This window comes from Streptomyces sp. NPDC058457, assembly GCF_042720695.1.
Lineage (GTDB): Bacteria > Actinomycetota > Actinomycetes > Streptomycetales > Streptomycetaceae > Streptomyces.
Map to the genome: position 1 here is coordinate 1 of NZ_JBHXLU010000160.1, position 11408 is coordinate 11408.

At 72.8% G+C, this 11408-nt stretch carries 11 protein-coding genes; 7 read left to right on the forward strand and 4 right to left on the reverse strand.

Translation table 11 applies throughout. The features are described 5' to 3' along the window. The first annotated feature begins 183 nt into the window (after positions 1-183). From ACFWPS_RS53000 to hemC, 5 genes are all read left to right on the forward strand, one after another. Positions 184-2385 (forward strand): MMPL family transporter, encoded by a 2202-nt coding sequence (locus tag ACFWPS_RS53000; protein ID WP_383721558.1) that lies wholly within the window; start codon positions 184-186, stop codon positions 2383-2385. 98 nt (positions 2386-2483) lie between these two features. Further along, positions 2484-3695, forward strand: coding sequence for a sensor histidine kinase (locus tag ACFWPS_RS53005; protein ID WP_383721561.1), 1212 nt, complete (start codon positions 2484-2486; stop codon positions 3693-3695). Next, positions 3692-4378, forward strand: a complete 687-nt coding sequence (locus ACFWPS_RS53010; protein WP_383721564.1) for a response regulator — start codon at positions 3692-3694, stop codon at positions 4376-4378. The genes ACFWPS_RS53005 and ACFWPS_RS53010 overlap by 4 nt, the downstream gene beginning before the upstream one ends. A 93-nt stretch (positions 4379-4471) precedes the next feature. Continuing rightward, positions 4472-5428: an ATP-dependent DNA ligase gene (locus ACFWPS_RS53015; protein WP_383721583.1), complete on the forward strand. Its 957-nt coding sequence runs from the start codon at positions 4472-4474 to the stop codon at positions 5426-5428. A gap of 65 nt (positions 5429-5493) precedes the next feature. Further along, positions 5494-6429, forward strand: a complete 936-nt coding sequence (gene hemC / locus ACFWPS_RS53020; RefSeq protein ID WP_383721567.1) for a hydroxymethylbilane synthase — start codon at positions 5494-5496, stop codon at positions 6427-6429. A gap of 141 nt (positions 6430-6570) precedes the next feature. On the opposite strand, the gene ACFWPS_RS53025 is transcribed toward hemC, so the two are convergent. The 4 genes from ACFWPS_RS53025 to ACFWPS_RS53040 form a co-directional block, all read right to left on the reverse strand. Beyond that, a complete protein-coding gene (locus tag ACFWPS_RS53025) occupies positions 6571-7104 on the reverse strand; it encodes a hypothetical protein (RefSeq protein WP_383721569.1) in 534 nt (177 codons plus the stop codon). Between the two features lie 198 nt (positions 7105-7302). Then, positions 7303-8151, reverse strand: coding sequence for an ABC transporter permease (locus tag ACFWPS_RS53030; RefSeq protein ID WP_383721571.1), 849 nt, complete (start codon positions 8149-8151; stop codon positions 7303-7305). Further along, positions 8111-8938 (reverse strand): ABC transporter ATP-binding protein, encoded by an 828-nt coding sequence (locus tag ACFWPS_RS53035; RefSeq protein WP_383721573.1) that lies wholly within the window; start codon positions 8936-8938, stop codon positions 8111-8113. The genes ACFWPS_RS53030 and ACFWPS_RS53035 overlap by 41 nt, the downstream gene beginning before the upstream one ends. Continuing rightward, the gene (locus ACFWPS_RS53040; RefSeq protein WP_383721575.1) at positions 8935-9390 is read right to left on the reverse strand and encodes a MarR family winged helix-turn-helix transcriptional regulator; all 456 of its coding nucleotides are present in this window, start codon (positions 9388-9390) and stop codon (positions 8935-8937) included. The genes ACFWPS_RS53035 and ACFWPS_RS53040 overlap by 4 nt, the downstream gene beginning before the upstream one ends. Positions 9391-9559: 169 nt before the next feature. Here ACFWPS_RS53040 and ACFWPS_RS53045 point away from each other — a divergent pair, with 169 nt between their 5' ends. Next, entirely contained in the window at positions 9560-10351 is a 792-nt protein-coding gene (locus tag ACFWPS_RS53045; RefSeq protein WP_383721578.1) for a SigB/SigF/SigG family RNA polymerase sigma factor, read from the forward strand. 158 nt (positions 10352-10509) lie between these two features. Beyond that, positions 10510-11325, forward strand: coding sequence for a VOC family protein (locus tag ACFWPS_RS53050; protein WP_383721580.1), 816 nt, complete (start codon positions 10510-10512; stop codon positions 11323-11325). Positions 11326-11408 lie beyond the last annotated feature (83 nt).

Genomic DNA, 11408 nt, shown 5'->3' on the forward strand with positions numbered 1-11408 from the left:
GCCCGCCCCGACGCGTGCCGCCCTCCCGCCGGGAAGCCCTCAGCCGCCGGGATGACGGAGGACGGCGCGTGTACTGCGTACTCAGTAGCCGGGATTGTCGGCAACCGCACGACGACGGCACGGGGTGGCCGCGGGGACTCTGGAGCGGTCCCCGAGAACAGCAGATGTGGAGATCCCCGTCCCGTGGCTACTTTCCTCTACCGACTGGGCCGGCTGGCCTTCCGGCGGCGCCGGCTCGTCGCCGTGCTGTGGGTGGCCGTGCTGGCCGCGGTCGGCTTCGCCGCCGTCCGGGCGCCCGAGGCCCCCGACACGTCCTCGACCATGCCGGGGATCGAGTCCCAGCGCGCCTTCGACCTGCTCGGCGAGCGGTTCCCGGGCTCGGCGGCGGACGGTGCGAACGCCCGGATCGTCTTCGTGGCCCCCAAGGGCGAGAAGGTGACCGCGGGCCCGAACCGGGCGGCGATCGAGAGGCTGGTCGGCGAGGCCGCCGACGGCGCGCAGGTCGCGAGCGCGGTCAGTCCGTTCGCGGCGAAGGGCGTCAGCGCGGACGGTACGACGGCCTACGCGAACATCACCTTCAAGGTGACCGCGCACGACCTCACCGACGCGGCCAAGGAGCACCTGGAGAAGGCGATCGGCCAGGCCCGGGGGTCGGGGCTGACCGTCGAGGCCGGTGGCACCGCGCTCGCCACCCAGCCCGCTGCAGGGGGCTCCGCCGAGGCGGTCGGCATCGCGATCGCCGCCCTGGTCCTGCTGCTCACCTTCGGCTCCCTGGCGGCGGCCGGACTGCCGCTGCTCACGGCCGTGATCGGCGTCGGCATCGGCATGGCCTCGATCATGGCCCTGGCCAAGGCGCTCGGGCTCTCCTCCACCACCGGCACGCTGGCGACCATGCTGGGCCTCGCCGTCGGCATCGACTACGCGATGTTCGTCGTGTCGCGCTACCGCGAGGAGCGCGCCAAGGGCCACCCCCCGCAGGAGGCGGCCGCCCTCGCCGCCGGCACGGCCGGCTCGGCGGTGGTCTTCGCCGGGCTCACCGTGGTCATCGCGCTGGCCGGTCTTTCGGTGGTCGGCATCCCGATGCTGACGAAGATGGGGCTGGCCGCCGCCGGTGCGGTGGTCGTCGCGGTGCTGATCGCGCTGACGCTGGTGCCGGCCCTGCTCGGCTGCTGGCCGAACGCCGTGCTCTCGCGCCGGGCCCGCAAGAAGGGCCGGATCGAGGAGGCCGGGGAGAACAACGGCGGCAGCCGCTGGGCGCGGTTCGTGCTGCGCCGCCCGCTGGCCGTGCTGCTGCTCGGGGTGGTCGGCCTGGGCGCGCTCGCGCTGCCGGTGCGCGACCTCCAGCTGGGCATGCCCGGCGACGAGGTGAAGCCGACGTCCACCACCGAGCGCCGGGCCTACGACGACCTGGCGACGGGCTTCGGCCCGGGCTTCAACGGGCCGCTGACGATCGTCGTCGACGGCACGGGGGCTACGGACGTCAAGGGCGCGGTCACGACGATCACGCGTCGGATCGAGGACACCGAGGGCGTGGTCTCGGTGTCGGCTGCGCGGTTCGACGCGGCGGGCGACACGGCGGTGTTCTCGGCGGTCCCGGCGACCGGTCCGAGCGACGAGCGGACCAAGGATCTCGTGCACGCCATCCGGGGTGAGCGCGCGGCCGTGGAGGCGGGGACCGGGGCGACCTTCCTGGTCACCGGCACGACGGCGGTGAACATCGACGTGGCCCAGAAGGTGCAGGGCGCGCTGGTGCCGTACCTGCTGGTCGTGGTCGGTCTCGCCGTGGTGCTCCTGCTCCTGGTGTTCCGCTCGGTGCTGGTCCCGCTGAAGGCGGCGCTCGGCTTCCTGCTCTCGGTGCTGGCCTCGCTGGGTGCGGTCGTCCTGGTCTTCCAGCAGGGCCACGGCGCGGGGCTGCTGGGGGTGGAGTCCACCGGGCCGGTCATGAGCCTGATGCCGATCTTCCTGATGGGCATCGTCTTCGGACTCGCCATGGACTACGAGGTGTTCCTGGTGTCGCGGATGCGGGAGGCGTACGTGCACGGGAGCGGGCCGGGGCAGGCGGTGGTCAGTGGGTTCCGGTACAGCGCGCGGGTCGTGGCGGCCGCCGCGCTGATCATGATGGCGGTGTTCTCCGGGTTCATCGGCGCCGGCGAGTCCATGATCAAGATGATCGGGTTCGGGCTCGCCTCGGCGGTCCTGTTCGACGCGTTCGTCGTACGGATGGCGATCGTTCCGGCGGTGCTGGCGCTGCTCGGCCGGTCGGCCTGGTGGCTGCCGCGGTGGCTGGACCGGGCGCTGCCGGCCGTCGACGTCGAGGGCGAGGAACTCGGCCGTGCGGTGCCCGCCCCGGCCGGTGGCACCGCCCCGGAACCGGCTCGTCTGTGACCCTCTCCCTCCCCCGGGGCCGCCCGCGCCGCCGCAGCGCGGGCGGCCCGCCCCTCGTATCGCGGACCATGGTCACAGCACACCGACCGGAGCGACCGATGAGCACCCACTGGCGGCGCTACGCCGAAGAGCACACCCGTACCGTCGACACCATGGCGTCGGTGCTGCTGTTCGCCTCGTTCCTGTTCGGCAGCGAGATCACCATGAGCACCATGGACCAGCCGCGCGCGGTCGGGCTCACCATCGCCCTGGCCGCCGTCGGCTGCGGTGCCCTGCTCTGGCAGCGCACCCGGCCCCGCACGGTCGTCGCCGTCGGCGCGGCGGCCACCGCGGCGGCCGCCGGGCTCGGGCATCTGCCCACCCCGCTGCTGCTGGGCGGACTGATGCTGGCGCTGTACCGGCTGACGGTCGACACCGACCGGCCCACCGCGCGCCGGTACTACTTCGCGAGCCTCGCCCTGGTGGTGACCGCCGCCCTGGTGTTCGCCCCGCCGGGCGTCCCCTGGCCGCTGGAGACGATCAGCCCGGCCGCCTGGCTGCTGCTGCCGGTCGTCACCGGCAATGCCGTACGGCTGCAGAGCGCCTACCTCGAAGCGGTGCAGGCGCGGGCCGAGTACGCGGAGCGGAGCCGGGAGGAGGAGGCCCGGCACCGGGTCGCGGAGGAGCGGATGCGGATCGCGCGGGAGCTGCACGACGTGGTGGCCCACCACCTGGCGCTGGCCAACGCCCAGGCCGGGACGGCCGCCCACCTCTCGCGCACCCATCCCGACCAGGTGCACCGGATCCTCGGGGACCTCGCCGGTACGACCGCCTCCGCGCTGCGCGAGCTCAAGGCCACCGTGGGGCTGTTGCGGCAGACCGACGACCCGGACCTGCCGCTGGCGCCGAGCCCGGGTCTCGACCGGCTGCCGGAGCTGACCGAGGCCTGCGCGTCCGCCGGGCTCGCCGTGCACGTCAGCGTCGAGGGCAGCCCCCGGCCGCTGACGGCGGGCGTGGACCTGACGGCGTACAGGATCGTGCAGGAGGCGCTGACCAACGTCACCAAACACGCCTCGGCCGACGCCGCGTACGTCCGGATCGGCTGGGACCGGGACCGGCTGACCCTCACCGTCACCGACGACGGCACCGCCACCGCCCCGGCCGCGCCCGCCCCCGGGCACGGTTTCGGGCTGATCGGGATGCGTGAGCGGGCCCAGTCGGTGGGCGGCGCCTTCGCCGCCGGGCACCGGGACGGGGGCGGTTACGAAGTCACCACCCGGCTGCCGGTGTACCCCGGCGCCACGGAACCGGAAGAACAAGGGACACCATGACCATCCGCGTGCTGCTCGCCGACGACCAGGCCCTGCTGCGGGCCACCTTCCGGATCCTGATCGACTCCTGCGCCGACATGGAGGTGGTCGCAGAGGCCGCCGACGGCGCCGAGGCGGTCGCGCGCACCCGCGAGCACCGGCCGGACATCGTGCTGATGGACATCCGGATGCCCGGCACCGACGGGCTCGCCGCCACGGCCGCCGTCTGCGCGGACCCGGAGCTGTCCGGCGTCCGGGTGCTGATCCTGACCACCTTCGAGGTCGACGAGTACGTGGCACAGGCACTGCGCTCCGGGGCCAGCGGCTTCCTCGGCAAGGACGTGACCGCCGAGGCGCTGCTGGCCGGGATCCGCACGGTGGCCGCCGGCGAGTCGCTGCTCTCCCCCACCGCGACCCGCACCCTCATCACCCGGTTCCTGACCACGCCCGCGCCCGGCGCCCGGCTCGCCGCCCCCGAACAGCTGAGTGTGCTCACCGCGCGCGAGCGCGAGGTCATGGCGCTGGCGGCCGAGGGCCGCTCCAACGAGGAGATCGCCGGCAAGCTGTTCGTCTCCCCGCTGACCGTGCGCACCCACATCCACCGGGCGATGACCAAGCTGGACGCCCGGGACCGGGCCCAACTGGTGGTGATGGCCTACCAGTCGGGGCTGGTGCAGCCCCCGCCGCCGGCACCGGACGCCTGAGACCTGTTCGGGGGAACCGGCGCCGCAAGGGGCGTGCGGCGGCCGTGGCCGGTTCACATCTCCTGCGTGACCGCCCTCCCCGTGATCCCGCCCATGCTCGCCACCCCCGGCAGACTGCCGCCCGCCGCGCAGGACGCCCGGTGGGCCTACGAGACCAAGCAGGACGGCCAGCGGGCGGTCGTCTACCTGCCCGGCGACGGCAGCATGCTGCTGCGCGCCCGCTCCGGCGAGGAGATCACCGCCGCCTATCCCGAACTGCGCCCGCTGGCAGCGGCTCTGGGCCGCACCCCGGCGATCCTGGACGGCGAGGTGCTGGCCGTCGACGAACACGGGCGCGCCGACTTCCAGTTGCTGCAGAGCCGGATGGGCCTGGCCCACGCCCCGGCCCGGGCGGCCCGGATGGCGGCCCGGGTCCCGGTCCATCTGGTGCTGTTCGACCTGCTGCTCCTGGCGGACCCGCTGCTCACCACGGCGTACGCGGACCGGAGAGCACGCCTGGAGTCCCTGGGCCTGGCGGGGCCGTACTGGTCGACGCCGAGAGCCGTCGTCGGGCACGGCGCCGAGGCACTGCGGGCGACCCGGGAGCACGGCCTCGAGGGCCTGGTCTGCAAACGGCTCGACTCGGGGTACGAGCCGGGGGTGCGGTCCCGCGCCTGGATCAAGATCCGGAACCTGCACGCCGAGGACGTGATCGTCGGCGGCTGGCTGCCGGGCAGGGGACAACTGACCGGGCTGCCGGGCGCGGTGCTTGTCGGCCAGCGGTCCGCCGACGGGCGGCTGCGCTACGTCGGCGGTGTGGGCACCGGCTGGAGTGCGGCGGGGCGGACCGAACTGGCCGCGCTGCTGCGGGCCGCCGGCACCGACTCGTGTCCCTTCGACCCGGCCCCGGCGATCCCGGACGCCCGCTGGGTGCTGCCCCGGCTGGTCGGCGAGGTCAGGTACAGCACCCGTACCCGGGCCGGGCTGCTGCGCCAGCCGTCCTGGCTGCGGCTGCGCCCGGACCTCGCACCGGAGGAGTCGGCGGCGGACCTGCCCGAGGACGCGGACTGACGGCCGGGCGGCGGCCGACATGATGTCGGAATCCGCGGTTGACGGGAAGGTCTATGGTGTCTGTCATGTCGGTTCCCGAGTTGATCCGTATCGTCTCCCGCGACTCGCCGATGGCCCTGGCCCAAGTGGCCCGCGTCCGAGCCGAGTTGGCCGCCCTCCATCCGCAGGTGCGCACCGAGGTCGTGCCGGTGAAGACGACCGGCGACAAGTGGCTGGGCGATCTCTCCCAGGTGGAGGGGAAGGGCGCGTTCACCAAGGAGGTGGACGCCGCGCTGCTGGCCGGCAAGGCGGATCTCGCCGTGCACTGTGTGAAGGACGTGCCGGCGGACCGGCCGTTGCCCGCCGGGACGGTGTTCGCGGCGTTCCTGAAGCGGGACGACATCCGCGACGCTCTCGTCCACCCGGGCGGGCTGACGCTGGATCAGCTGCCGCCGGGTACCCGGATCGGCACCTCCTCAGTCCGCCGGGTCGCCCAACTGGCCGCCACCCACCCGCACCTGGAGTGCGTGCCGTTCCGGGGCAACGACAACCGGCGCCTGGAGAAGCTCGCCGCCGGAGACGCCGACGCGCTGCTGCTCGCGGTGGCGGGCCTGGAGCGGATCGGCCGTACGGACGTGATCAGCGAGGTGCTGGACCCGGAGACGATGATGCCGCCCATCGGCGCCGGCATCCTCGCGCTGCAGTGCCGGGAGGGCGACACCGAGCTGATCGACGTGGTGAGCGGGCTGGGTGACCCGGACACCTACCGGGAGGCGACCGCCGAGCGGATGTTCCTGCACGTGCTCCAAGGGCACTGCAACAGCCCGATCGCCGGGTACGCCCGGGTCGACGGCGGCGGTGAGCTGTCGCTGCGCGCCTGTGTGTTCACCCCGGACGGCAAGACTCGGCTGAACGCCCACGAGTGGGCGGGGCGCCTCGACCCGGCGACGCTCGGGACCTCGGTGGCCGTGGCCCTGCTGCGGCAGGGGGCCCGGGAGATCATCGACGGCATCCCCCACTGAGCGCTCCGCTGGTAGCGCCGCGCCGGGATGCGTCGTCGTTCGGCTGCGGCGCCGTCGTGGCTGGTCGCGCCCACGCGGCGGTAGCCGCATATTCCCATACAGCCCCGCGCCCCTTCGGGGCGCTCCCGAACAGCAGGTTGCTCAGGGAGCGGTGGGGCCGGGTTCCGTCTGGTCCTTGAGGAAAGCTGTGACCTGGTGGGACAGGCTGCCGGGGCCGGCGGTCTGGCAGGCCGTGGCGGTGGTCGACTCCAGTACGCCGATGCCGCCCGCCCACAGCCGGCGTTCCGTCCACTCCTCGTCGACCCGCAGGTGGACCTGGATGTCCACCTGGGTCAGGGCGGCCTCCGGGCCGGCGGCGTAGAGGACGGCGGTGGCGCGACGCAGCGGGTAGACGTCGAAGCCCTCGATGAACTGGGAGTTGCGCCAGTCGATGAACGCGCCCTCGCCGTCGGGGCCGATCCGGACGTCGATCTGGCCGTCCTCCAGCTGCACGCTGAAGTGGCGGGAGCCGCGGTTCTCGATGGTCACCCGGGCACTGAAGTACGTCAGCCCGGCCGCGGCGTCGTCCCGGCCGCGGGGCGGCTCGGAGGACTCCGCCAGGCGGTGGACGCGGACCCGCAGACCGGCATGCTCGTCGTACTCGTGCCAGTCCCCGACCACGTTCGGCTCGTACACAGTGCCCCTCTCGACCCACGCTGTTTATCTGTGTGCTCAGCGCACTGTCAAATGAGCGGAATGCGCTGTGGCCAGGGGGTTCGCCCGCTTTGATCGCTGATCAAGCGTTGCGCAGCGGTTATCCCGCCCCGGGGGTCCGGGGCGGGTCGCGACCGCGTGCCGCACATCACGTCGGCGGGTGTCGCGGCCGCGGCCGGCTCAGCGGGCCAGACGGCCGAGCAGCGAGGAGGCCGCGGTGATACCGAGGGCGGCGGCGACCGCCAGCACACCGAAGTCGAGGCCGAGGTGGGCGGGCGTGCCGAGCAGCAGACCGCGCAGGGCGTCGACCTGGTAGCTCAGCGGGTTGATCCTGCTGACCACCTGGAGCCAGCCCGGCATGATCGCCAGTGGGTAGAGGGCGTTGGAGCCGAAGAACAGCGGCATGGTGATCGCCTGTCCGATGCCCATCAGCCGGTCGCGGCTGAGGACGATGCCCGCGATGCTCATCGACAGGCAGGAGAAGAAGGCCGAGGCGAGGACGACGGCCAGCCCGACCCCCAGCAGCTTCAGCGGGTTCCAGGTGAGCGAGACACCGAGGATCGCGGCGATCACGATCACCACGACGGCCTGGATCAGGGACTTCACCCCGGCCGCGAAGGCCTTGCCGGTGATGAGGGCCGAGCGGGGGGTGGGGGTGACGAGGAGCTTGTTGAGGATGCCGGCGTCGCGTTCCCAGATGATCTGGATGCCGTAGAAGATGGCGATGAACATCGCGGACTGGGCGATGATGCCGGGCGCGAGGTAGTCGATGTAGGGGATGCCGCCGGTGGGTATCGCCCGGATCCGGGTGAAGGTCTGGCCGAAGATCAGCAGCCAGAGGGCGGGCTGGATGGCGCGGGTGTAGAGCTCGGTGCGGTCGTGGCGGAGCTTCTGCAGCTCGACGGCGCACATGGCGACCACCCGGGCGGGCAGCAGCCAGCCGGAGCGCGGCTGGGGCGGGGTCAGCAGCAGGGACGTGCCCGTGCGCTCAGCCGACACGGTTCGCGGTGCGGCGGGTGCTTCGGACATCGCGGAAACCTCCTGACTGGTCGTCGAGGCCGCTGCCGGCCACGTCGCGGAAGACGTCTTCGAGGGTGGGCAGGGCGTCGGTGCCCTGGCGTTCGGCGAGGCCGCGCCTGAGCTCGGTGGGGGTGCCGAGGGCGCGGATCCGGCCGCGGTGCATCAGGCCGACCCGGTCGCAGTGCTGGTCGGCCTCGTCCATGTAGTGGGTGGTGACCAGAACGGTCATGCCGGTGGCTTCCCGTACGGCGTTGATCTGGTCCCACACACCGGTGCGGGCGATCGGGTCGAGGCCGATGGTCGGCTCGTCGAGGATCAGCAGCCTGGGCGCGCTGACCAGTGCCTGGGCCAGTTCGAGGCGGCGGACCATGCCGCCGGAGTAGGTGCCGGCGAGCCGGTCGGCGGCGTCGGCGAGGTCCACCACCTCCAGCGCCTCGGCGACCCGCGCGGCCCGCTCGCGCCGGGGTACGTCGAAGACGCGGGCGAACAGCTCGACGTTCTCGCGGCCGGTGAGCCCGCTGTCGGCGGACAGCTGCTGCGGTACGTAGCCGAGCAGCCGGCGTACGGCCATCCGGTCCCGGCCGGTGTCGTGGCCGAAGACGCGGACCATCCCGGCGGGGACGGGCAGCAGGGTGGTGATGCAGCGGATGGCGGTGGTCTTGCCGGCGCCGTTGGGGCCAAGCAGGCCGAAGACCTCGCCCTCCCCGACGCTCAGATCGAGTCCGTCGACGGCCTTGGTCTCTCCGAAGGAGTAGGAGAGCCCGGTGCAGGCGACTGCGATGGTGTCCGTTGTCATGATTCCGCGGCCTCCTCGTGCAGGGTGTCGGCGAGCCGGCGCAACGCGGGAAGCGCCGCTCGCAGCGCCTCCCGGTCCGCCTCGTCCAGCCGGGCGACATGGCCGGCGACGAGTTCCGCGCGGCGTCGGTGCCAGTCGGCGAGTCGTTTCTCGGCGTGTTCGGTCAGCAGCAGCCGGGCGGCCCGCCGGTCGGCCGGGTCGGTCTCCCGGAGCATGTAGCCGTCCTTGACGAGCTGGTTGACCAGGGTCGACACCGAGTTGCTCGCCAGGTACAGCTCCTTGGCGGCGTCCGAGATGCCGATCCCGGGCCGCGACTCGACCAGCCGCAGCAGCTCCACCTCGGCACCGCGCAGCCGCGGCCGCGTGAGCCCGCGCCGCAGCCGGCGGCGGATCAGCCGCTGGATGCCGACCAACGCGTCGGCGAGTTCTTCCGGAAAGGTCTCCGATTCCACACCTGGAAGATTACCTCTGCTTCAGAGATATCTCTTCCAAGGGAGGGTCAAGGGAAGAGCCGAAAAGAAGGCCGGCAAGGAGATGAGAGTTATCTCACCTTTTTGGACGAATTGTTTTCCTATACGCCATCAGGGGCATCGGCAGTTCAGTGCTTAGGAGGTGCGTTCGATGCGTACCACCTGCAAACCCAAGACCCATCCGCACGACGACGCCCCGGACACGGCCCAGGACTTCGTTCGGCTGGCCGGGCTGCCCGAGGGCCCGGAGCGCCGGGCGCTCCGGGACGAGCTGGTCGAGCTGTGGCTGCCCATGGCCGAGCGGATCGCCGTGCGCTTCCGCGGCCGCGGGGAGACCCCGGAGGATCTCTGCCAGGTCGCCGCGCTGGGACTGGTGAAGGCCGTCGACCACTACGACCCGGCACGCGGCCGGGCCTTCGAGGCCTACGCCGTGCCGACGATCACCGGCGAGATCAAACGCCACTTCCGGGACCACATGTGGACCCTGCACGTGCCGCGACGGGTCCAGGAGCTGCGCAACCGGGTCCGGGTCGCCCTCAAGGAGCTGGGCCAGACGGCCCCGGGACACCCGCCCACCGTCGCCGAGATCGCCGCGCGGGCCCAGCTCACCGAGGGCGAGGTGCAGGCCGGGATGGAGGCCCTGGAGTGTTTCTCCGCGCTGTCGCTGGACGCCGAGGTGCCCGGCGGCGACGGCTGTGTACTCGGCGACACCCTGGGTGATCCGGACCCCGGCTACGACCTGATCGTCGACCGCACCGCCGCGGAACCGTGCCTCCAGGAGCTGCCCGAGCGCGACCGGCTCATCCTCTATCTGCGGTTCTTCCGCGGTATGACGCAGAGCCGGATCGCCGAGCAGCTGGGTATCTCGCAGATGCATGTGTCCCGCCTGCTCAGCGCCTGTTTCGACCGGCTGCGCGAGGAGCTGCTGGCCGAGGCCGGCTGAGCCTCGCCCGACGGGCGCCGGGCCCCGCGCCCGGATCGGCCGGTCGGCCTCTTCCCGCCGCGCCACCGGGGTACTCGGCAGGCATTCCTGCCGCTTCCGGTTGGAGACTGGTGACAGACCGGTCCCCCAGCCGGCCCCGACACCAGGACGCGAGTGCCATGAACGACGACACGCCTCCCCCCCGACCCGTGCAGAAGAAGCGAACGGTGATCTCGACGCACTCGGTCTTCGGTGCCCCGTGCTGGGTGAGCCTGACCAGCCGCGACCTGCAGACGACCGAGGACTTCTACAGTGCCGTGCTGGGCTGGCGATGGCGCAGCGTCAGGCTCGGCGACCACTTCCGGATCGCGCTGGCGGACGGGGTGCCGGTGGCGGGCATCGCCGCGGTCGCCGCGATGTGGCAGATGGCGGTGGCCTGGACGCCGTACTTCGCGGTGCCGGACGCGGACGAGGCGGTGGCCCGGGCCCGGGAGCGCGGCGGCACCCCTGCGGTGGGGCCGTTGTCCTTCCCGCCCGGCAGGGCGGCGTTGATCGCCGACCGGGACGGCGCCGTCTTCGGCATCTGGGAGGGGGAACTGGTCTCCAACTGGGAGACCTGGCGGCGGGCCGCCCCGACCTTCATCCGCCTGCACACCCGCAACGCCTTCGACTCGGCGATCTTCTACGGCGAGGTCCTCGGCTGGGCCTCCGACAAGCCGGGCTGCTGCGAGGTCGAGTACGAGGGCGGCGAGGTCGTGCTGCGCAGCCGCGGCGATGCCGTGGCCCGCATCGACTCGGGGGCGGTGGAGGCGGCCCCCGATCCGTCGGTACGGCCGCACTGGCAGATCCACTTCGCGGTCAGCGACGTGGCGGGCTGCGCCCGGATCGCCGAGAAACACGGTGGCAGCGTGCTGAGCGAGGAGGAGGCGGAGGCGATCCTGCGGGATCCGGACGGCGCACAGTTCACGGTGACGACGGCGCGGGGGGCGCGGTAGCCGTTGCCGGGTGCGGGTGCGTGGGGGTTGCTCGCGCAGTTCCCCGCGCCCCTGAGGGGGCGCACTGCAGCGCCGCTTCTTTC